Source organism: Micromonospora sp. NPDC049203, from assembly GCF_043197215.1.
GTDB lineage: Bacteria > Actinomycetota > Actinomycetes > Mycobacteriales > Micromonosporaceae > Micromonospora.
In genome coordinates, this window is record NZ_JBICSV010000006.1 from 123,747 (window position 1) to 145,388 (window position 21,642).

General features: G+C 73.2%; 20 protein-coding genes. 10 read left to right on the forward strand and 10 right to left on the reverse strand.

The window, feature by feature from the left end:
- Positions 1-35 precede the first annotated feature (35 nt).
- Both ACGFIA_RS18220 and ACGFIA_RS18225 read right to left on the reverse strand, forming a co-directional pair.
- Complete coding sequence (locus ACGFIA_RS18220) at positions 36-1,073, reverse strand: aminotransferase class V-fold PLP-dependent enzyme (RefSeq protein WP_357386563.1); 1,038 nt, start codon at positions 1,071-1,073, stop codon at positions 36-38.
- A 340-nt stretch (positions 1,074-1,413) separates the two neighbouring features.
- Positions 1,414-2,397 (reverse strand): hypothetical protein, encoded by a 984-nt coding sequence (locus ACGFIA_RS18225; RefSeq protein ID WP_393261005.1) that lies wholly within the window; start codon positions 2,395-2,397, stop codon positions 1,414-1,416.
- A 717-nt stretch (positions 2,398-3,114) separates the two neighbouring features.
- Between ACGFIA_RS18225 and ACGFIA_RS18230 the strand changes: the two genes are divergently transcribed.
- Positions 3,115-4,056, forward strand: a complete 942-nt coding sequence (locus ACGFIA_RS18230) for an N-acetylmuramoyl-L-alanine amidase (protein ID WP_393261275.1) — start codon at positions 3,115-3,117, stop codon at positions 4,054-4,056.
- A 28-nt stretch (positions 4,057-4,084) separates the two neighbouring features.
- Here ACGFIA_RS18230 and dnaE read toward each other — a convergent pair whose 3' ends face one another.
- Complete coding sequence (gene dnaE, locus ACGFIA_RS18235) at positions 4,085-7,618, reverse strand: DNA polymerase III subunit alpha (protein WP_357386569.1); 3,534 nt, start codon at positions 7,616-7,618, stop codon at positions 4,085-4,087.
- Positions 7,619-7,802: 184 nt separating this feature from the next.
- On the opposite strand from dnaE, the gene ACGFIA_RS18240 reads away from it, so the two are divergent.
- The 4 genes from ACGFIA_RS18240 to ACGFIA_RS18255 all read left to right on the forward strand — a co-directional run bounded on the left by ACGFIA_RS18240 (position 7,803) and on the right by ACGFIA_RS18255 (position 10,329).
- Positions 7,803-8,144, forward strand: coding sequence for a PadR family transcriptional regulator (locus ACGFIA_RS18240; protein ID WP_357386571.1), 342 nt, complete (start codon positions 7,803-7,805; stop codon positions 8,142-8,144).
- A complete protein-coding gene (locus tag ACGFIA_RS18245) occupies positions 8,141-9,085 on the forward strand; it encodes a permease prefix domain 1-containing protein (protein ID WP_357386573.1) in 945 nt (314 codons plus the stop codon). Before ACGFIA_RS18240 ends, ACGFIA_RS18245 begins: the two co-directional genes overlap by 4 nt.
- Before the next feature lie 151 nt (positions 9,086-9,236).
- Positions 9,237-9,776, forward strand: a complete 540-nt coding sequence (locus ACGFIA_RS18250) for an RNA polymerase sigma factor (protein WP_357386575.1) — start codon at positions 9,237-9,239, stop codon at positions 9,774-9,776.
- Positions 9,769-10,329: a hypothetical protein gene (locus tag ACGFIA_RS18255; protein WP_357386577.1), complete on the forward strand. Its 561-nt coding sequence runs from the start codon at positions 9,769-9,771 to the stop codon at positions 10,327-10,329. The genes ACGFIA_RS18250 and ACGFIA_RS18255 overlap by 8 nt, the downstream gene beginning before the upstream one ends.
- Positions 10,330-10,338: 9 nt before the next feature.
- On the opposite strand, the gene ACGFIA_RS18260 is transcribed toward ACGFIA_RS18255, so the two are convergent.
- Positions 10,339-11,703 (reverse strand): serine/threonine-protein kinase, encoded by a 1,365-nt coding sequence (locus ACGFIA_RS18260; protein ID WP_393261010.1) that lies wholly within the window; start codon positions 11,701-11,703, stop codon positions 10,339-10,341.
- Positions 11,704-11,821: 118 nt separating this feature from the next.
- Here ACGFIA_RS18260 and ACGFIA_RS18265 point away from each other — a divergent pair, with 118 nt between their 5' ends.
- Entirely contained in the window at positions 11,822-12,418 is a 597-nt protein-coding gene (locus tag ACGFIA_RS18265; protein ID WP_357387134.1) for a hypothetical protein, read from the forward strand.
- Between the two features lie 46 nt (positions 12,419-12,464).
- Here the strand turns inward: ACGFIA_RS18265 and ACGFIA_RS18270 are convergent, their stop codons facing one another.
- Positions 12,465-13,025, reverse strand: coding sequence for a GNAT family protein (locus ACGFIA_RS18270; protein WP_357387132.1), 561 nt, complete (start codon positions 13,023-13,025; stop codon positions 12,465-12,467).
- Between the two features lie 87 nt (positions 13,026-13,112).
- Here ACGFIA_RS18270 and ACGFIA_RS18275 point away from each other — a divergent pair, with 87 nt between their 5' ends.
- The 4 genes from ACGFIA_RS18275 (at position 13,113) to ACGFIA_RS18290 (ending at position 17,100) form a co-directional block, all read left to right on the forward strand.
- Positions 13,113-14,393 carry a sensor histidine kinase gene (locus tag ACGFIA_RS18275; protein ID WP_357469217.1) on the forward strand — a complete coding sequence of 427 codons (1,281 nt, stop codon included), beginning with the start codon at positions 13,113-13,115 and terminating at the stop codon, positions 14,391-14,393.
- A complete protein-coding gene (locus ACGFIA_RS18280; protein WP_357387128.1) occupies positions 14,390-15,067 on the forward strand; it encodes a response regulator transcription factor in 678 nt (225 codons plus the stop codon). The genes ACGFIA_RS18275 and ACGFIA_RS18280 overlap by 4 nt, the downstream gene beginning before the upstream one ends.
- 81 nt (positions 15,068-15,148) lie before the next feature.
- On the forward strand, positions 15,149-16,042 hold the full coding sequence (locus ACGFIA_RS18285) for an ATP-binding cassette domain-containing protein (protein ID WP_357387126.1): 894 nt from the start codon (positions 15,149-15,151) through the stop codon (positions 16,040-16,042).
- The gene (locus ACGFIA_RS18290; RefSeq protein WP_393261015.1) at positions 16,039-17,100 is read left to right on the forward strand and encodes an ABC transporter permease; all 1,062 of its coding nucleotides are present in this window, start codon (positions 16,039-16,041) and stop codon (positions 17,098-17,100) included. The genes ACGFIA_RS18285 and ACGFIA_RS18290 overlap by 4 nt, the downstream gene beginning before the upstream one ends.
- An 88-nt stretch (positions 17,101-17,188) precedes the next feature.
- Here ACGFIA_RS18290 and ACGFIA_RS18295 read toward each other — a convergent pair whose 3' ends face one another.
- From ACGFIA_RS18295 to ACGFIA_RS18315, 5 genes are all read right to left on the reverse strand, one after another.
- Entirely contained in the window at positions 17,189-17,938 is a 750-nt protein-coding gene (locus ACGFIA_RS18295; protein WP_357469221.1) for a YebC/PmpR family DNA-binding transcriptional regulator, read from the reverse strand.
- A gap of 233 nt (positions 17,939-18,171) precedes the next feature.
- Positions 18,172-18,777 carry a pyridoxal 5'-phosphate synthase glutaminase subunit PdxT gene (gene pdxT, locus ACGFIA_RS18300; protein ID WP_357387120.1) on the reverse strand — a complete coding sequence of 202 codons (606 nt, stop codon included), beginning with the start codon at positions 18,775-18,777 and terminating at the stop codon, positions 18,172-18,174.
- Positions 18,778-18,850: 73 nt separating this feature from the next.
- Positions 18,851-19,762, reverse strand: coding sequence for a pyridoxal 5'-phosphate synthase lyase subunit PdxS (gene pdxS, locus ACGFIA_RS18305; protein ID WP_357387118.1), 912 nt, complete (start codon positions 19,760-19,762; stop codon positions 18,851-18,853).
- Positions 19,763-19,888: 126 nt separating this feature from the next.
- Positions 19,889-20,392, reverse strand: a complete 504-nt coding sequence (locus tag ACGFIA_RS18310; RefSeq protein ID WP_393261018.1) for a hypothetical protein — start codon at positions 20,390-20,392, stop codon at positions 19,889-19,891.
- Positions 20,393-20,474: 82 nt separating this feature from the next.
- Positions 20,475-21,635 (reverse strand): glycosyltransferase family 4 protein, encoded by a 1,161-nt coding sequence (locus ACGFIA_RS18315; protein ID WP_393261020.1) that lies wholly within the window; start codon positions 21,633-21,635, stop codon positions 20,475-20,477.
- Positions 21,636-21,642: the final 7 nt, after the last annotated feature.

Sequence of the window (21,642 nt, forward strand, 5' to 3'; positions counted from 1 at the left end):
GTCTGCGGTCGTTCTCCGGCCGCCCCGGCCCCGGGTCAGCCGGTCAGCGCCTCGATCGCCCGGTCCACGTCCGCCTCGGTCGTGTAGAGGTGGAACGAGGCGCGGACCCGGCCGGCCCGTACCGCCGCGCGCACCCCGGCGCGGGCCAGCCGCTCCTGTGCGTCCGGCACGTCCACGCTGACGATCGCGCTGTCGCCCGGCGGGCGGCCCAGCCCGGCGAGGAACCGGTTGGCCAGCGCCACGTCGTACGCGCGCACCTCCTCCGGATCGAGGTCGGCGAGCAGTTCCAGCGCCGGCGCGGCCCCGACGTAGCACAGCCAGGACGGGGAGATGTCGAAGCGCCGGGCGTCGTCGGCCAGCCGCAGCGGCGTCCCGTAGTAGGAGGCGTGCGGGTCCTCTCCGGCGTACCACCCGGCCGCGTCCGGGCGTATCCGCTCGCGCAGCGCCGGGGCCAGGTAGGCGAACGCCGCGCCGCGCGGCGACATCAACCACTTGTACGCCCCCACGACCACCGCGTCCGCGCGGTCCGCCGCGAACGGCAGCCACCCGCACGCCTGGGTGGCGTCGACCACCACGAACGCGCCGTGCGCCCGGGCCGCCGCGACGATCTCGTCGTACGGGGCCACGGTGCCGTCGGCGGACTGCACCACGCTGAACGCCACCAGGTCGGTGCCGGCGTCGATCGCGTCGGCCAGTCCGGCCAGCGGCACGGTGCGGACCCGCACGCCCCGCTCCCGCTGGACCAGCCAGGGGAACAGGATCGAGGTGAACTCGCCCTCGGGCACCACCACCGAGGCGCCGGCCGGCAGGCTCGCGGCGATCGGCGCGACCAGCTGCGACACGGCGGAGCCGATGCTCACGTCGGCGGCGTCCACACCGGTCAGCCGGGCGAACGCGGCCCGGGACCGCCCGACCGACTCGTCCCACACCTCGAACGACACCCGCCCGGTCCGCCAGTCGGCGAGCACCCGCTCCACGGCGTCGCACACCGGTTCGGGCGGCAGCCCGTAGGTGGCGGTGTTCAACCAGCCCGGCTCCGGCTGCCACAACTTCTGCGCCTGCTCCAGCTCCATTCCCCGACGCTAACCACCCCCACCCCACCCCCGGCACCACCAATCCCACCCCCGTGGCCCCCGCCCCCGCCCCCGACCCCGCCCGCCCCGGCCTGGCCCACCCCGGCCCGCGATCTTGCACTTTCCGCCCCGGCAATTGGCGCAAAGCCGCCATCCACAGGGCCGAAACCGCAAGATCGCGTGATCGGGGCGCGTGAGGGGCGGCGCGGGGCGGGGTGGGGCGGAAGCGCGGAGCCGGAGCCGGGGCGCCGCACCAGGGCGGCCGGCCGGGCGATCATGAGGTTGGCGGCGATTGTGGTCCGAATTGCCGCCGTCAACCTCATGATCGTCGCGCTGAGGCTCAGCGGGGTGGGGGGAGGTCGGTGAGGGCTGCGGCCAGTTCGGTTCGCACCCTCGGCAGGGGCCAGGTGGCCAGGTCCCGCAGGGTGTGGCGCCGGCGCAGGTGTCGTACCGCGGTCAGGCCGGCCAGGTAGCCGCAGCGTTTGGGCAGGTCACCTGCGAGCGGCGAGTCCCGCATGAGGAAGTACGGGGCGTGGTGGTCCACGTCGGTGGCGTCGAGGTCGGCGCGGACCCGGCGCAGGATCGCCGGCCAGCGGCGGCGGCACTCGTCGAGCCAGGGGCGGTGGCCGGGGCGGCCGAACCAGAGGTACGCCTCGTCCGGCCGCCCGGGATCCAGTTCCGCGGTGACCTGGGTGGCGAGCCCTTCGGTGAACAGCGCGTTCGCCACGCCGTACTCGGGCCAGTCGCGGATCGCCGCGCACCGGTCGTGCACCACGTGCGCGGCCTCGTGCCGCACCAGCAGGCCGAGGTCCTCGGGCGGCCCGAGCTGTTCCACGGCGAGGAACAGCGCGTACCTGCCGTCCATCTCGCCGGCCCAGCCGTTCGCCTGGTGCAGCCCGACCAGCACCACGCACTCGACCGGCCCGCCCTCGCCGGACCAGCCCAGCGCACCGGCCACCGCCGCGACGCCGTCGGGCAGCAGCGCGCGTACCGTCCCGGCGGTTGCCGCCAAATCGGCGGCGCGGTCGCGGAGTCCGTCCAGGACGGCGGCCACGCGCGCGGCGTCGGACCAGTCGCCGTCGCGGCGCAGCGCCCGGAGCACGTCCGGATGCCCGGCCAGGTAGCGGGAGGTCCACGGCTGCGGCGAAGCGAACGACTCGGCGCAGGCCAGGAAGTCGGGCACCAGGTCACGGACGCGGAGCAGGTCGGCGGGCGGCATCCGCACGATGCTGCCCGGCCGCGTCCCGCCGGGCAACACCGGGACGGTACGGGCCCCCGGCGCGACCGCGCCGGGGATCTCGCCCCAACTGAAGGAAGTCTTCACGATGAAGCCCTCTTGTGCAAGGTATCGACATTGATGAGCGTCACGCTATAAGGTGCGGCGAACCGGCGACGGGAGCCCAGTCGCCCCATGTAGTCGACGAGGAGTGACGTGACAATTCGGAGACCCTCGCGTCGGGTGAGCACCTTGCTCGGCGGCGCCATGATCCTCACGATCGGCCTGACCGGTCAGCCGGCCCAGGCAGCGCCACAGCACCGCGCGCAGCCGCTCGCCGCCGCCTTCGACCGGGCCGCCGCCGGTTCCGACGTGCCGCGCGACCTGCTCGCCGCGCTCGGGTACGCCGAGACCCGCCTGGACGGCCACGGCGGCGAGCCCAGCGCCTCCGGCGGATACGGCGTGATGCACCTGACCAGCAACCCGAAGGTGCGGACCCTCGACGAGGCGGCCCGCCGGACCCGGCTGGACCGCGCCGAACTGCGTACCCGGGACGCGGCGAACGTGGCCGGCGCGGCGGCGGTCCTGCGCTCGTACGCCGACGAGGCCGGGCTCACCGCGGCGCAGCGGGACGACGTCAACCAGTGGTACGGCCCGATCGCCCGCTACGGCGGCGCGACGGACCCGGCGACCGCACGGCTGTACGCCGACTCCGTGTACGACCTGCTCGCCAGGGGCTTCATCGCGACCACCGCCACCGGCGAGGTCAGCGTGGCCGGCCGTCCGGTCGCACCCCAGCGGGGCCGGTACACCGACGTCGCGCCGCTGGGCAGCGGCGACTTCGGCACCCTGAGCACCGACTACGGCCCGGCGGCCTGGGTGCCGGCCAGCTCGTCCAACTACACGGCCTCCAGCCGCGAGTCGGCGTACCCGATCAACTACATCGTCATCCACACCATGCAGGGCAGCTACTCCGGCTCGATCAGCTGGTTCCAGAACCCCGCCGCCGGCGCCAGCGCGCACTACCTGCTCCGCTCCTCCGACGGTGCGGTGACGCAGATGGTCCGGGACAAGGACATCGCCTGGCACGCGGGCAACTGGACCTACAACACCCAGTCGATCGGCATCGAGCACGAGGGGTACGTCGACAACGCCTCCTGGTACACCGACGCGATGTACCGGTCGTCGGCGGCGCTGACCCGCTACCTGTGCGACAAGTACGGCATCCCGAAGACCCGCACCAACATCATCGGGCACAACCAGGTGCCGGGCGCCACGCACACCGACCCGGGGTCGAACTGGAACTGGACCTACTACATGCAGCTGGTCACCGGCGACACCACGCCCCCGCCGACCGCCTGGTCGACCATCGTGGACAACACCACCGCCGGCCGGTTCACGGCGAGCGCCAACTGGAGCACCTCGACGTACTCGGCGCAGCGCTACGGCGCCGACTACCGGTACGCCAACCCCGTCGCGGCCAGCGACACCGCCTGGTACAAGGTGAACATCCCGGCGACAGCCACCTACCGGGTGGAGGTCTGGTATCCGGCCGTGGCCGGCTACAACACCTCCACGCCGTACATCGTCGCGACGACGAGCGGCAACCAGACGGTCTCGGTGAACCAGACGGCGAACGGCGGCGCCTGGCGCTCGCTGGGCACCTTCACCCTGGCCGCCGGGGACGCCAACAAGGTGGGTGTCAGCCGGTGGTCCGGCAGCACCGGGTACGTGATCGCCGACGCCATCCGCGTCACCCGCGTCTAGCTCGCTGAGCCGGAGGCGCTCGGCCCGGTCAGCTCACGTTGGCCGGGCCGAGCACGCTCTTCAGGTCACCCATCAGCGCGGTGGTCGCCGCGACCCGGAACGGGCCGAGGCGCAGCGTGGTCACCTTGCCGCCGTTGAGCAGCTTGACGTGCACCTCGGTGTCGCCGGGGTGCAGCACCAGCGTCTCCTTGAGCCGTTCCACCAGCGGCGGCGTGCAGCGGTGCACCGGGATGGTGAGCGTGACCGGTTTGCTCCCCGGGGTGCTGCTGACATCCGGCATGGACATGTCCATCGCCATGATGCGCGGGGTGTCGTCGCGCCGGTCCACCCGGCCCTTGACCACCACGATGGCGTCCTCGGCGATGTACTGCCCGATCACCTCGTACGTGTTCGGGAAGAACAGCGTCTCCACGCCGCCGGCCAGGTCTTCCAGGGTGGCCGACGCCCACGCCCGGCCCTGCTTGGTGACTCGGCGCTGCACGCCGGAGAGGATGCCGGCCAGCGTGACCACCGCGCCGTCGGGCACGGTGCCCTCCTCGGACAGCGCGGCGATGGTGGTGTCGGCTGCGGCACCGAGCACGTGTTCCAGGCCGAACAGCGGGTGGTCGGAGACGTACAGGCCGAGCATCTCGCGCTCGAACGCGAGCTTGTCGCGCTTGTCCCACTCCCCCTCGCCGATGACCGGCATGACAGTGGTGGTGCCGCCGGTCTCCGCCTCGCCGAAGCCGGCTCCGAACAGGTCGTACTGGCCGACCGCCTCCTTGCGCTTGACGTCGGCGTACGCGTCGATGGCGTCGGCGTGCACGGCGAGCAGGCCCTTGCGCGGGTGGCCGAGCACGTCGAACGCCCCGGCCTTGATCAGCGATTCGATCGTCTTCTTGTTGCAGACCACGGCGTCGACCTTGGACAGGAAGTCGTAGAAGTCGGCGTAGTCGCCCTTCTCCTCGCGGCAGCGCATGATCGAGGCGACCACGTTCGCGCCGACGTTGCGCACCGCGCCGAGGCCGAAGCGGATCTCCTTGCCGACCGGGGTGAACGGCCCGGCCGAGGTGTTGACGTCCGGCGGGAGCACCTGGATGCGCATCCGGCGGCACTCGGAAAGGTAGAGCGCCATCTTGTCCTTGTCGTCACCGACGGAGGTGAGCAGGGCGGCCATGTACTCGGCCGGGTAGTGCGCCTTGAGGTACGCGGTCCAGTAGGAGACCAGGCCGTACGCGGCGGAGTGCGCCTTGTTGAACGCGTAGCCGGCGAACGGCACCAGCACGTCCCACACGGCCTGGATGGCCTCGTCGGAGTAGCCGCGCTCGCGGCAGCCGTCCCGGAACGGGATGAACTCCTTGTCCAGGATCTCCTTCTTCTTCTTGCCCATCGCCCGGCGCAGCAGGTCGGCCTGGCCGAGCGTGTAGCCGGCGAGGATCTGCGCGGCGCGCTGCACCTGCTCCTGGTAGACGATCAGGCCGTACGTGGGCGCGAGGATCTCCCGCAGCGGCTCCTCCAGCTCCGGGTGGATCGGGGTGATCTCCTGGAGGCCGTTCTTGCGCAGCGCGTAGTTGGTGTGCGAGTCCACGCCCATCGGACCGGGCCGGTAGAGCGCCAGGACGGCGGAGATGTCCTCGAAGTTGTCCGGCTTCATCAGCCGCAGCAGTGAGCGCATCGGCCCGCCGTCGAGCTGGAACACGCCGAGCGTGTCACCACGGGCCAGCAGCTCGTACGCCGCCTTGTCGTCAAGCGGCAGGCCGAGCAGGTCCAGCTCCCGGCCGTGGTTGAGCTGGATGTTCTTTACCGCGTCGTCGATGATCGTCAGGTTGCGCAGGCCGAGGAAGTCCATCTTCAGCAGTCCGAGCGACTCGCAGGTCGGGTAGTCGAACTGCGTGATGATGACGCCGTCGGAGTCGCGCCGCATGAGCGGGATGTGCTCGATGATCGGCTCGGCGGACATGATGACGCCGGCGGCGTGCACACCGGTCTGCCGGATCAGGCCCTCGATGCCCTTGGCGGTCTCGATGACCTTCTTGACGTCCGGGTCGGACTCGTAGAGGCCACGGATCTCGCCGGCCTCGGCGTAGCGCGGGTGCTTCGGGTCGAAGATGCCGGACAGCGGGATGTCCTTGCCCATCACCGCCGGGGGCATGGCCTTGGTGATCCGGTCGCCTACCGCGTACGGGAAGCCGAGCACCCGGGCCGAGTCCTTGATCGCGGCCTTCGCCTTGATCGTGCCGAACGTGGCGATCTGCGCGACCTTGTCCTCGCCCCACTTGTCGGTCACGTACTTGATGACCTCACCGCGCCGGCGCTCGTCGAAGTCGATGTCGACATCCGGCATGGAGACGCGCTCGGGGTTCAGGAACCGCTCGAAGATCAGGCCGTGCGGGATCGGGTCGAGGTCGGTGATGCCCAGCGCGTACGCCACGAGCGAGCCGGCCGCCGAGCCACGCCCCGGGCCGACCGCGATGCCCTGGCTCTTGGCCCACTGGATGAAGTCGGCGACCACGAGGAAGTACGACGGGAAGCCCATCTGGATGATGACGCCCAGCTCGTACTCGGCCTGGACGACGTGGCCCTCGGGGATGCCGTTCGGGAAGCGGCGCTTGAGCCCCGCGAAGGTCTCCTTGCGGAACCAGGACTCCTCGGTCTCGCCCTCGGGGATCGGGAACCGCGGCATCAGGTTGTGGAACGTGAACATGCCGGCCGGGTCGACCTTCTCGGCCACCAGCAGCGTGTTGCGGCAGCCCTGCTGCCACAGTTCGGAGGAGTCGACGGCGCGCATCTGGTCGGCGGACTTGACGAAGTAGCCGCCGCCCTCGAAGCGGAACCGGTTCGGGTCGGCCACGTTGCTGCCGGTCTGTACGCAGAGCAGCACGTCGTGCGCCTCGGCCTGCGCCTCGTGGGTGTAGTGCGAGTCGTTCGTGACCACCGGCGGGATGTCGAGCTTGCGGGCGATCTCGGTGAGCCCGTCGCGGACCCGGCGCTCGATGTCGAGGCCGTGATCCATGATCTCCAGGAAGTAGTTGTCCTTGCCGAAGATGTCCTGGTACGCGGCGGCGACCTTGAGCGCCTCGTCGAACTGGCCCAGCCGCAGCCGGGTCTGCACCGCGCCGGAGGGGCAGCCGGTGGTGGCCATGATGCCCTCGGCGTGCTCGGCGATCAGCTCCATGTCCATCCGGGGCCACTTCACGTAGTGGCCCTCCATGGAGGCGCGGGAGTTGAGCTTGAACAGGTTGTGCAGGCCGTCGCGGTTGGCCGCCCACATGGTCATGTGGGTGATCGCGCCGTTACCGGAGACGTCGTCGCTCTTCTGCTCGGGGCGCCCCCACTTGACCCGGGCCTTGTGGAAGCGCGACTCCGGCGCGACGTACGCCTCGACGCCGAGGATGGGCTTGACCCCGGCGTCCATGGCCTGCTTGTAGAAGTCGTTCGCGCCGTGCATGTTGCCGTGGTCGGTGATCGCCACCGCCGGCATGCCGAGCCGCGCCGCCTCGGCGAAGAGGTCCTTGAGCCGGGCCGCCCCGTCCAGCATCGAGTACTCGGTGTGTACGTGCAGATGCGCGAACGAATCGCCCATGCGTGGCGCCCCCCGGGTTGTGGATCAAGCTGCGTCGGAGTCGACCGACCCACCCTACCGAGGCGGCCCTGCGGGCTCCACCGCCCACACCGAGGGTGCTCCGTCTCTCTCCGACCGACAGGTGTGCGGCACGCGGCGTTCTGCTCTATTGCAATAGTGTGTGACACACACTATCGTGTTGAGCATGGTCAGCGACGAGGTCCTCCGGACCCACCTCCAGGAGCTACGGCGCGGCACGGTCGTGGTGGCCAGCCTGGTCGCCCTGCGCCGCCCCGACTACGGATACGCCCTGCTGCAACGGCTGGCCGCGCACGGCTTCGCGGTCGACGCCAACACGCTCTACCCGCTGCTGCGCCGCCTGGAGGACCAGGGCCTGCTCACCAGCGAGTGGAACACCGAGGAGAGCCGGCCGCGCAAGTTCTACCGGACCAGCGCCGACGGCGACGCCGTGCTGAACCTCCTGCTCGACGACATGACCGCGGTGCGGACGTCCGTCACCGAACTGATCGAAGGAGCGGAACGATGAGTTCCCTGACCGACCGTTACGTCGCCGCCACCATGCGGGCCGTGCCCGCGCAACGCCGCCTGGAGCTCGCCGAGGAGCTGCGCGGCTCCATCGCCGACATGATCGACGACCGGACCTCGGGCGGGCAGGACCACGCCTCCGCCGAGCGCGAGGTGCTCACCGAGCTGGGCCATCCGGAGAAGCTCGCGGCCCGCTACAGCGACCGCACCCTGCAACTCATCGGCCCGCGCTACTACCTGACGTGGTGGCGGCTGCTGCGGCTGCTGCTCACGTACATCCCGGCGATCGTCGGCGTGCTCGCCGGCCTCACCAAGGCGCTTGTCGACGGCGAGCCGGGCGCGGCGATCGGCACGGCGGTCGTGGCCGCGATGCAGACCGCGGTGCAGATCGCGTTCTGGGTCACGCTGGTGTTCGCCCTGCTGGAGCGCACCCGGACCCCGCTCGGGCTGCCCGAGTGGACCGTCGACCAGCTCCCCGAGGAGAGCCGGGAGCGGCAGATCAGCCACTCCGACAGCATCGCCTCGGTGGTGTTCCTGCTCGCCACCGTCGGTGGTCTGATCGGTCAGCACTTCCAGCGCTGGACCACCGACGGCGGCTCCCGGATGCCGGTGCTCGACCCGGCGCTCTGGAGCTTCTGGCTGCCGGCCCTGATCGTGGTGCTGCTGGCCACCGTCGGCCTGGAGATCGCCAAATACCGGTCCGGCCGGTGGACCTGGCCGCTGGTGGCGGTCAACGCGGTGCTCAACGTGGCCTTCGCCGCCCCGGTGCTCTGGCTGCTCGCCACCGACCGGCTGCTCAACCCGGAGCTGGTCGAGCGGTTCGCCTGGCTGCGCGACGGCGGCACCGTCGAGTTCGCCCGGGTGGCGGGCGCGGTGGTCGTGCTGGTCGCGATCTGGGATGTGATCGACAGCGCGATCAAGGCCGGACGCGCCACCCGCTGACGCCCGGCTACGGTCCCCGCGACCTCGCTCTCGCCCCGGTGCCGTCGGCGCCGGGGCGAGACGCCGTCGGCTGCCCGACTCAGCCGGGGCGGACCGGCCACCCGGGGCATAGCCTGAGGTCCGGACCACCGGCGAGCACTGGGACGCCCTGATGCCCCTCCCCGACGGCACGGACGAGCTGGCCCGGTCGGCGGCACTCGGCGACCGCACGGCCCTCGACGCCCTGCTGGCCGCCGTACGGCCAGAGGTGCTGCGGCAGTGCGCGCGGCTGCTGCCCCACCGGCAGGACGCCGAGGAGGCCTGCCAGGACGCCCTGCTCGCGCTCGCGCACGGGATCACCGGGTTCGAGGGGCGGTCGTCGTTCGACACCTGGCTCTACCGGATCACCGCCAACCGGGCCCGCTCCACCTACCGCACGTTGCGGCGACGGTGGCAGCGGGAGGCCGGCGGGGTCCCGCTGCCGGACCCGCCCGACCCCCGCCGGACGAGCGTGGTCGCCGGCACCCGGCTCGACCTGCTGGACGCGCTCGACGCGGTCCCGCCGGACCTCGCCGAGGCGGTGACCCTGCGCGACGTGCTCGGGCTGAGCTACCGGGAGATCGCCGGCCTGCTCGACGTGCCGGAGGGCACCGTCAAGTCCCGCATCCACGAGGCCCGGCGGCAACTGCGGCTACGGCTGTCCGATGCGTGAGCCGGCCCGCCGGCGGGGCGGCGTCGCGCTCGTCGTACTCGCCGCCCTCGCCGCGACGCCCGCCTGCGCCGGCCGCCCGGTCTCGCCACTTCCGGCACGGCCGGCGGTGACAAGCGCCGTCGCCGCCGCGCCACCCACCACCGCGAGGCCGCCCGGGCCCACCCCGGCACCGCCGGGGAGCACGCCGGCCCCGTCGAGCAGCAGACCGGCGGTCCCGCGTACGCGGCCACGACCACCGGCCGCGCCCCGGACCACAAAGCCCGCCCCGCCGGTACGCACCACCGCCCCGGCCGCGTGCTTCGGGCCGGTCCGCCACGACCTGATCCTGGCCGAGACCGAACTGGCGCTGGTGCGGTCGCTCTGCTTCGCCGCCGGTGGAATCCTGCGTATCCGGGGCATCGGCCCGGGTGAGGTGACGGTGGACCGCGAGGATCTAGCCTCGCAGAGCTACGAGGCCGGCGTGGTGGACATCCGGTTCGTGCGCACCGGCACCGTCGTCGTCACCATCCCGCAGGACGGGCGGGCGTACCCCATCACAGTGGTGGTGGTCTGACCGCGCCGCCTACCCGGCCCGTACCCCGGCGAGCACGCCGTCGACGAAGTCCGCGCCCGCGTCCGGCGGCGGGACGAGCTGGACGTAGAGCAGGCCGGCCCGGCCGGTCGCCGGCCCGGCCGCCTCGACGATCACCGGGCGGCCGGTGGGGCAGGTGTACGTGACGACGGTCCACTCGACGCCGCCCTGCCGGGTACGCCGCGGCGGTGCCGCGACGCAGTCGGCGTGCGGCCGTCCGGCGAGGAAGGCCGCCGGACCGGTCCGGCGAGCCGCACCGGTGGCGAGACCGACGAACGCGCCGGGCAGCATGGGGTCGGCCGCCCAGTTCCCCGGGTCCGGGGAGATCACCAGCGCCGGTTCGAGGCGGCCGTCGTCGCTGTACCGTCCGGCCCAGCCGGTTCCCTCGGCCCGCCAGCCCGACGGCAGGAGCACGGTCAGCGGCCCGCTGCGGCCCACCGCACCGGCCGCAACGGGGTGGATCGCGTCCCCCGCGCCCGTGACGGCGACGGCGAGCGTCACCGCGACCGCGGCGACGGCCGGCACCGGGCGCGGTGCCCGCCGGGGCGGGGGCGGGGCGGGCCCACCCGCCACCGCGCGCCGCAGCGCCCGCCGGAACGCGTCCGCGTCCGGGTGGCGGTCGGCCGGGCGTACGGCGGTGGCGGTCCGCAGCACGGCGTCCACGGCGGCCGGCACCCCGGGACGCAGGCGTGAACCGGCCGGCCGTTGCTCGACCGGCCCGCCCGGTGGGCCCGCCCGGCCGAGCAGCCGCAGTCCCAGGCGGCCCAGTCCGAACACGTCGGCGCGGGTGTCGACCACCGCCAGCGGGTCGTCCTGCTCCGGCGCCATGTAGCCGGGCGTGCCGGCCCGGGCGGTCAGCCCGGAGGCGGAGGCGAGCGCCTTGGCCAGCCCCAGGTCGGCGATGAGCACCCGCTCACCGTCCGGGCCGGAGTGGAACAGGACGTTGCTCGGTGTCAGGTCCCGGTGCACCACCCGGTGCCGGTGCAGCACCGCCACCCCGGCCGCGATCTCGTCCAGCACCGACAGGGCCTCCGTCACCGGCAGCGGGCCCCGGGCCAGCCGGTCCCGCAGGCTGCCGCCGTCGGCCCAGGCCAGCACGGCGTACGGGCGGCCGTCGGGCAGCTCCCCCACGGCGTGCACCCGGACCAGGCGGTCGTGGTCCAGCCGCCGCAGCAGCCGGGCCTCGTCGAGGAACCGTTCCCGCACCCGCAGGTCGTGGCTCCAGTTCTCGGCCAGCACCTTGACCGCCACCCGGCCGGCGAGGGCGGGGTCGTACGCGAGCCAGACCGTGGCGAAGGACCCCGTGCCGAGCAGGCGCTCCACCCGGTACGCCCCGATCCACGTCGGCGTGATCACCGCACCACCTCCGGGACCGCCACCCGGGCCACCACGTCGACGGTAGACGATCCACCGAACCGAACCGCCGCGGCCGGAGACCAACAGGACAGGAGAACCCGACGGAAGGAGATCCACCATGAACCGTCTCGCGTCCACCGTCCTCGCCGCTCTACTGGCGCTGGCCGCCGCCGTGCCGGTCGCCGCACCGGCCGCCTCCGCCGCACCGGTGCGCACGGCGGCCACCGGTGGCGATGCCGGCACGCCGGTGCGCGCCCGGTCGGCGGTCCCGGAGAACGCGGTGCTCAGTGTCCGGGGCGCCGGCCCGTTCCGGATCGGCGCCCGGCTGGACCGGCTCGTCGCGGCCGGCCTGATCGACTGGACGGCGCCCGGCTGCCCCGGAGTCGTGCACGCCGGTGTCACCGGCTCCTGGGCCGGCGCGATCCTGCTGGCCTTCCGGGACGGCCGGCTCGTGTCGGTGGGCACGGCCACCGCGCCGCCGCGCTCCCCGGCCGGCGGGTCGGTCGGGATGTCCTTCGCCGAGCTGGAGCACGTCTACGGACCGCGCGGCAGCATGATCCGCAACGACGCGGGTGACGCCGAGGCGTACCTGGTCCGGTTCGGGTCGCGGGTCGAGCTGTTCAGCGACCACCCGATCCGGCCCGGGGCCGGCTACTACGAGGCCGGTCTGGCGTCGTACGTCGAGCGGGGGTTCCGGCAGGGCTGCTGCTGCTGAGGGCGGCGGGCCCGGCCGTCGTGCCGGGCCCGCGTCCGGCGGCCGCTCAGGTCGCCGCCCGCCACTCGCGGGCCAGCACCGCATAGACCACCTCGTCGGTCCACTCCCCCTTGACGAACTCGTTCTCCCGCAGGTGCGCCTCCCGGCGCATGCCCAGCCGCTCCAGCACCCGGGCCGACGCGGTGTTGCGGGCGTCCAGCCGGCCGACGATCCGGTGCAGCCCCAGCCCGTCGAAGCCGATCCGCAGCAGTTCCCGGGCCGCCTCGGTGACGTACCCCCGGCCGGTGTGCGCGGGATGCGCCACGTACCCGATCTCGCCCTGCCGGTGCTCCCCGCTGGTCCAGCTCAGCAGCACGTCCCCGGCGAACTCGCCGGTGCCCGCCAGCGTCACGGCGAGATTGAGCACGTCGCCGGGGGCACGCAGCGCGGTCCGCCGGACCAGCCGCTCGATGGCGGCGCGGGCGGCGGCGTCGTCGTACGGCTGGTGGTAGAGGTAGCGGGTCACCTCCGGGCGGCCCCGGTAGTCCCGGACCACCGCGAGGTCGTCGGCGGTGAAGGCGCGCAGCACCAGGCGCTCGGTGCGCAACGGCAGATCGGGCACGAACACCCCGGCAGGCTACGTCGCGGTTGTCGTCCGGCCCACCCGATTACGCCCCGGGCACCGCACCGGGCGCGGCGGTGGCATGGTCGTACGGTGAGCACCGCAACCACCACCGCCTGGCGCCGGCCGGTTCCCACCGCCGCGCAGTTGCGCGCCGACCTCTGGGTCGGGCTCGCGGTCACCGTGCTGGCCCTGTTCGAGCTGACGCTGGCGCACAGCACCGGGGCCTTCCTGCTCGGGCCGCCGCCGAGCCTCGGCGAGCAGGTCTGGTGGACGGTGGCGGTGACCGCCCCGCTCACCGTACGGCGGCGGTGGCCCGCCACCGTCGCGGTGCTCGTCTCGATCGCGTTCATCGCCGGGCAGGCACGGGCGGTGCCGCTCGCCCAGCTCCCCTCGGGCGCGTTGTTCGCCGCCCTGTTCACGCTCGGCGCGTGGGGCGCCGACCGGCGGCTGGCCGGGCGGCTGCGCGCCGGCATCATCGTGGCGATGTTCGGCTGGCTCGCGCTGTCGCTCGCGCTGCGGGCCGACCAGATCTCGGCGGCCTCCTTCGCCGACGCCGCCGGCCCGGTGCCGCCGGTACTCGCGGCGGTGGTCAACGGGGTGTTCTACAACGTGCTGTTCTTCGGGTTCGCCTACTATTCCGGGCAGACCGCCTGGGTGGCCGCCCGCCGCCGGCACGAACTGCGGGAGCAGGCCGAGCAGCTGCGCCGGTCACAGGCCGAGGCGCGCGAGCGCGCGGTGATGGGCGAGCGGGTCCGCATCGCCCGGGAGCTTCACGACGTGGTGGCCCACCACGTCTCGGTGATGGGCGTGCAGGCCGCCGCGTGCCGGCGTGTCTTCGACCGCGACCGGGACAAGGCGCGTACCGCGCTGGCCGCGATCGAGGAGACGGCCCGCACCTCGGTCGACGAGCTGCGCCGGATGCTCGGTGTGCTGCGCGACCCGGCCGGCGCGGCCGCCGCGCCGGAGGACACCGCCGGCATCGAGGACGTCCGCGCGCTCGTGGACCGGGCCCGGGAGACCGGGCTGCGGGCCGAACTCGGGGTGTACGGCGAGCCGGTGCCGCTGCCGCGCTCGGTGTCGCAGGCGGCGTACCGGATCGTGCAGGAGGCGGTGACGAACGTGGTCAAGCACGCCCACGCGACCACGCTCGACGTGCGCATCCGCTATCTGGCGAGGGAACTGGAGATCGACGTGAGCGACGACGGGCACGGCGGCGCGCCGGCCGCCGGGGCCGGGCTCGGCCTGATCGGCATGCGGGAACGGGTCGCCGCCCACGGCGGTGAGGTGGAGGCCGGGCCACGCCCCGGCGGCGGGTTCCGGGTCCGGGCCCGCATGCCGCTGCCGGTCGAGGCCACCGGGCGGGCGGCGTGACCGCGCCGGTACGGGTGCTGCTCGTCGACGACCAGCACCTGGTCCGGACCGGTTTCCGGGTCATCCTGGAGGTGGAGGACGACATCGAGGTGGTCGGCGAGGCCGCCGACGGGCAGCGTGCCGTGTCGATGGCGACCGCGCTGCGGCCGGACGTGGTGCTGATGGACGTGGAGATGCCCGTCCTCGACGGGCTGGAGGCCACCCGCCGGATCACCGCCGACGCGACGCCGGGCGGCCCGGCGGTGCTGATCCTCACCACGTTCGACCACGACGACTACCTGTTCGCCGCGCTGCGGGCCGGGGCGAGCGGCTTCCTGCTCAAGAACGGCACCCCGGAGGACCTGGTCGAGGCGGTGCGGGTGGTGGCGCGCGGCGAAGGGCTGATCGCGCCGTCGCTCACCCGGCGGGTGATCTCCACGTTCGCCCGGCCCGGCGCGGCGCCGCCGGACCCCCGGCACGACGCGGCGACGGCGGACCTGACCCCGCGCGAGCGGGAGGTGCTGGAGCTGGTCGCGAGCGGGGCCAGCAACGCCGAGATCGCGGACGTCCTGCGCGTCGGCGAGGCGACGGTGAAGACCCACGTCAGCCGCGTCCTGGCGAAGCTGGGGCTGCGCGACCGGGTGCAGGCGGTGGTGTTCGCGTACGAGCACGGCGTGGTGCGGCCCGGGGGATGACGCCCGTCCCCCACGCGACGGACCTCGTGATCGCCCCACGGTGGGACGACGGGAGCGACGGCCGGCCGTAGCGTCGGGATCATGACCAGCGTGCTCCGCCTCGACGGCGTCGACCGCAGCTTCGGCGGCCGTCAGGTGCTCAAGGACGTCTCCTTCGACGTGACCGCCGGGCGCATGACCGGATTCGTCGGCGGCAACGGCGCCGGCAAGACCACCACCATGCGGATCGTTCTCGGCGTGCTCGCCCCGGACGCCGGGCAGGTGACATGGCGGGGGCGGCCGCTCACCCGCGAGGCCCGGGCCCGGTTCGGCTACATGCCGGAGGAACGCGGCCTCTATCCCAAGATGACGCCCCGCGAGCAGGTGGTCCACCTCGGCCGCCTGTACGGGCTGGACGCCGCAGGTGCGCGCCGGCGTACCGACGCGCTGCTGGAGCGGGTCGGTCTGGGCGAGCGGGCCGACGACCTGCTGGAGACGCTGTCGCTCGGCAACCAGCAGCGCGCGCAGATCGCCGCCGCGCTGGTGCACGACCCGGAGGTGCTGATCCTGGACGAGCCGTTCTCCGGGCTCGACCCGCTCGCCGTCGACATGGTGGTGGCGGTGCTGCGGGAGCGCGCCGCCGCCGGAGCGCCGGTGCTGTTCTCCAGCCACCAGCTCGACGTGGTGGAGCGGCTCTGCGACGACCTGGTGCTCATCGCGGGCGGCACGATCCGGGCCGCCGGCGCCCGCGAGGAGCTGCGCGCCGCGTACACCCTGCCCCGGTTCTCGCTCGTGGTCGACGGCGACGCCGGCTGGCTGCGCGACCAGCCCGGCGTGCGGCTTGTCGACCTCGACGGCGCGCGCGCCGTGTTCGAGGTGGACCCGCCCGCCGACGACCAGGCGGTGCTGCGCGCGGCGCTGGAGCGCGGCCCGGTCCGCGCGTTCGGCCCGGTCACCCCGTCCCTCGCCGAGATCTTCCGAGAGGTCAACCAGTGAACACGTTCCAGGCCACCCGGCTGGTCGCGGCCCGCGAGATCAAGGTCAAGATCCGCGACAAGACGTTCCTCTACAGCACGCTTATCTTCCTGCTGCTCGCCGTCGTCGCCACTGTGGTGCCGGCGCTGATGAGCAGCGGTCCGTCCACGGTCGCGGTGACCGCGGCCGGCGCCGATCCGCTGCGCGCGGCCGGGCTGGACGTCATGTTCGTCGCCGACGACGGCGCCGCCGAACAGGCGGTACGCGACGGCGACGCGGACGCCGCGGTGGTCGCCGGTCCGGTCGTGGTCGCCGACGAGCGGGCCCCGGACGACGTGGTCTCCGCGCTCAGCGCGGCCCCGCAGGTGAAGCTGCTGGACCCGGACGCGGTGGATCCGCTCGTCGGCTACCTGGTGCCGTTCGCCTTCGCGTTCGTCTTCTTCTTCATGTCCCAGACGTTCGGGTTGCAGATCGCGCAGAGCGTCACCGAGGAGAAGCAGACCCGGATCGTGGAGATCCTGGTCGCCGCCGTGCCGGCCCGGGCGCTGCTGGCCGGCAAGATCCTCGCGGCGGGCGCGCTGGCGCTGGGACAGATCACCCTGATCGCGGCCGTCGCGCTGATCGGCATGCGCCTGACCGACGGCGGCGACCTGCTCGGCCTGATCGCACCCGCGATCGGCTGGTTCGTGCCGTTCTTCCTGTGCGGTTTCCTGCTGCTGGCGGCGATGTGGGCGGCCGCCGGGGCGCTGGTGAACCGCCAGGAGGACATTGCCGGGGCGTCCACCCCGGTGCAGCTCGCCGTGATGGCGCCGTTCTTCGCGGTGGTGTTCCTCAACGACAACGCCACCGCGATGCGGATCCTGTCCTACCTGCCGATCTCCGCGCCGACCGCGATGCCGGTACGGCTGTTCACCGGCGACGCGGCCACGTGGGAGCCGTTCGTGTCGCTGGCGCTGCTGCTGCTCGCGGCGGCCGGGTTCCTGCTCGCCGGGGCCCGGATCTACGAGGGTTCGCTGCTGCGCACCAACGGGCGGACCTCGGTGCGGACGGCGTGGCGGCAGCGCGAGCCGATCGGCTGACCACGCGAGACGCGGAGTTGACCACGCGAGACGCCGAGCGCCGGCCACCCGATCACGGGGTGGCCGGCGCTCGGCACGTCGGGCGGGGTCAGCCGACGGCGGCCATGACCTCGTCGGAGACGTCGAAGTTGGCGAAGACGTTCTGCACGTCGTCGCAGTCCTCCAGCACGTCGATCAGCTTGAAGATCTTGCGTGCGCCCTCCTCGTCCAGCGGCACGTTCACGCTGGGGATGAGGGAGGACTCGGCCGACTCGTACTCGATGCCGGCGTCCTGCAGAGCGGTGCGGACCGCGACCAGGTCACCCGGCTCGGAGACCACCTCGTACGCCTCGCCGAGGTCGTTGACCTCCTCCGCGCCCGCGTCGAGGACGGCCATCATCACGTCGTCCTCGCTGGTGCCGGCCTTGGGGACGATCACGACGCCCTTGCGGGAGAACATGTACGACACCGAGCCCGCGTCGGCCAGCGAGCCGCCGTTGCGGGTCAGCGCGGTGCGCACCTCGGTCGCCGCCCGGTTGCGGTTGTCGGTGAGGCACTCGATCAGCATCGCCACGCCGTTCGGGCCGTAGCCCTCGTACATGATGGTCTGCCAGTCGGCGCCGCCGGCCTCCAGGCCGGAGCCGCGCTTGACCGCGCGGTCGATGTTGTCGTTCGGGACCGAGTTCTTCTTCGCCTTCTGGATGGCGTCGTAGAGAGTCGGGTTGCCGGCCGGGTCACCACCGCCGGTACGGGCGGCCACCTCGACGTTCTTGATCAGCTTGGCGAACATCTTGCCGCGCTTGGCGTCGATGACCGCCTTCTTGTGCTTGGTCGTCGCCCACTTTGAGTGGCCGGACATCTGTTACCTCCGTTGCTACCCGCCGTCTGCATCGACCGCACCACACGCCCCGCTCCCCCGCCGGCTCACGCCGACGCCGAGGTGCCGTGATCTCTGCTGGGAGCCGCGGCGGGCTGATGGCCCTGCCGAATCTCGGCAATCCTACCGGCGCGCGGCGGGTGGCTGTCACGCGCCGCACGGCACCGGCCCGCCCCAGGTCGCCCGAACCGGCACAAGCACGGCAGATCGGGTGGTCAGGACGCGGCCCGGACCAGCTCCACGAAGTGGCGGTGCAGGCGCAGGTCACCGGTCAGTTCCGGATGGAACGAGGTGGCCAGCAGGTTGCCCTGCCGTACCGCGACGATCCGGTCCGCGGCCGGGCCGTCGGTCACCCGGCCGAGCACCTCGACGTCCGGGCCGACGCGCTCGACCCAGGGCGCGCGGATGAACACGGCGTGGAACGGGCCGCCATCGACGCCGGTGAGCGCCACCGGCGCCTCGAACGAGTCGACCTGACGGCCGAACGCGTTGCGCCGCACCGTCATGTCGACGCCCGCGAAGCCACGCTGGTCGGGTCGGCCGTCCAGCACCCGCGCGGCCAGCATGATCATGCCGGCGCAGGAGCCGTAGACCGGCATGCCGGCGGCGATCCGCTTGTCGATCGGCTCGCGCATCTCGAAGATGTCCACCAGCTTGCTGATCGTGGTCGACTCGCCGCCGGGCACCACCAGGCCGTCGACCGCGTCCAGCTCGCCCGGGCGCCGCACCGGCCGGGCGTCGGCGCCCGCGCCGGTCAGCGCCGCGACGTGCTCGCGTACGTCGCCCTGAAGCGCGAGCACGCCGATCACCGGTACGGCCACGATGCTCCCTCCGGGGTGTTAAGAGGGGGCCCCGCCTCTACCGCAGGCGTTAACAGGGGGCCCTTCCTTGCGCTCACCAGCCGCGCTCGGCGAGGCGGTGCGGCTGGGGGATCTCGTCGACGTTGATGCCGACCATCGCCTCGCCCAGCCCGCGCGACACCTTGGCGAGCACGTCCGGGTCGTCGTGGAACGTGGTCGCCTTGACGATCGCCGCGGCCCGTTGGGCCGGGTTGCCGGACTTGAAGATGCCCGAGCCGACGAAGACGCCCTCCGCGCCGAGCTGCATCATCATGGCCGCGTCGGCGGGGGTCGCGATGCCACCGGCGGTGAACAGCACGACCGGCAGCTTGCCCAGCTCGGCGACCTCCTTGACCAGCTCGTACGGGGCCTGCAGCTCCTTGGCCGCGACGTACAGCTCGTCGTCGGGCAGCGTCTGGAGCCGGCGGATCTCCTGCCGGATCCTCCGCATGTGGGTGGTGGCGTTGGAGACGTCGCCGGTGCCCGCCTCGCCCTTCGAGCGGATCATCGCGGCGCCCTCGGTGATCCGGCGCAGCGCCTCACCCAGGTTCGTCGCCCCGCACACGAACGGGACGGTGAACGCCCACTTGTCGATGTGGTTGGCGTAGTCGGCCGGGGTCAGCACCTCGGACTCGTCGACGTAGTCGACGCCGAGCGCCTGGAGGATCCGCGCCTCGACGAAGTGACCGATGCGGGCCTTTGCCATCACCGGGATCGAGACGGCCTGGATGATGCCGTCGATCATGTCCGGGTCGCTCATCCGGGACACGCCGCCCTGCGCGCGGATGTCGGCAGGCACGCGTTCCAGGGCCATCACGGCCACCGCGCCGGCGTCCTCGGCGATCTTCGCCTGCTCGGGGGTGACCACGTCCATGATCACACCGCCCTTGAGCATCTCGGCCATGCCGCGCTTGACGCGGGCGGTGCCGACGGCGGTGGCGGCGGTCGGGGCTGCGGATTCAGACACGGGACATCGCTCCTCGGCGCACTCGGGAGGTGACTGCGCAGGAATGCTACGACCGGCGCGGCGCCGGTCCGAGCGCCAATCGAACCCCCGGTGGCCTGCCGTGTGGCCCCGGTCACGGCCGGTGGATCAGCCGGTGGTCACGTCCGCGTGCGACGCCAGCGTGGGATCGTCGATGTCGAAGTAGCGCGGCCACTCCCGCCCGCGTCCCATCCGGAACAGGCGCACCACCGGACGCCCGCGCGCCGAGCGGGCGTCGCGGACCAGATCGGTGTGCACCTGCCGGGCCAGCGCCAGCCGCCGGCTCGCCGCGATCACCGCCGCGCAGGCCGGGTCGTCCGGGTCCAGCCGCACCGCGCGCAGCTGCCGGGTCAGGTCGTTCTCCGCCGCCTCGCGTTCCTCCGGCACGGCGTCCAGCGCGATCCGGGCGGCGGCGTACAGCTCCACGCCGTACCGCTGCTCGGCCAGGACCGCGGCGGCGGCCGCGCGGCGCAGCAGGTGCGCGTCCAGCGCGCGGGCCGCCGAGTCCGCGCGGACCTGCAACCGCTGCACCCGCCCGGAGGTCCAGATCAGGTACGCCGAGAGCAGCCCGAGCACCATGACCGCGCCCACCACCCACCACATGCCCGGCATCGTAGTGCTGCTCCTCATCCCGGCCGGCCGGCGCTCGCACCGGTCGACGCGCTCGTCACAGCGGCCGCGGCGGCCACAGCGGTCAGCCCAGTCCCGCCCACTCCTGGTCCATGACCCGGCCGTCGGTGGCCTCGATCGCGGCTGCGTATACCTCCAGAACGCGGCGGGCAACCACGGGCCAGTCGAAATTCGCCACCACCTGGTCGCCGCAGGCGGTCAGCCCGGCGCGGCGGCCGTCGTCGTCGAGCAGATCGGACAGCGCGGCGGCCAGCCCGGTCGCGTCGCCGGTCGGGAACAGCCACCCGGCCCGCCCGCCGTCGAGCACCCGGCGGAACGCGTCGAGGTCGCTGGCGACCACCGTGGTGCCGGCGGCCAGCGCCTCGGTGAGGATCATCCCGAAGGACTCCCCTCCGGTGTTCGGTGCCACGTAGAGGTGCACGCTGCGCAGCATGCGTGCCTTGTCCGCCTCGGAGACCAGGCCGAGGAACGTGACCCGGTCGCGCAGGCCGGCCGGGAACCGCCCGTACAGCTCGTCGGCGTCACCAGGCCCGGCGACCAGCAGACGCAGCCCGGGGCGGTGCGGCGCGAGCGCGACGAACGCGTCCCGCAGGATCGGGAAGCCCTTGCGCGGCTCGGTGAACCGGCCCAGGAACCCCAGCGTGCCGCCGGTGCCCGGGGCGCACTCCCCCGGCCAGCCCGGCAGCGGCGGCACCCCGGCGAACTTCGCCACCGCCACCCCGTTCGGGATCTCCACCGCGCCGCCGTCCATGTGCTCGACCTGCACCTTGCGGGCCAGCGCGCTGACCGCGATCCGGGCGGTGATCCGTTCCAGCACGATCTGGAGCGCGCCCTGCGCGGCCGACAGCACCCGGGAGCGGGTCATCGCGGTGTGGAATGTGGCCACCACCGGGCCGCGCGCGCAGAGCACCGCCAGCATCGACAGGCTCGGGGTGAGCGGCTCGTGCACGTGCAGCACGTCGAAGTCGCCCCGGGTGATCCAGCGCCGCACCCGGGCGGTGGAGACCGGGCCGAACGCGATCCGGGCCACCGAACCGTTGTACGGCAGCGGCACCGCCCGGCCGGCCGACACCACGTACGGGGGCAGCGCCGAGTCCTCGTCGGCGGGTGCCAGCACGCTCACCTCGTGACCGAGCCCGAGCAGCGCCTCGGCCAGGTCCATGACGTGGTTCTGCACGCCGCCCGGCACGTCGAAGGAGTACGGGCACACGATGCCGATCCGCATGGCGTCC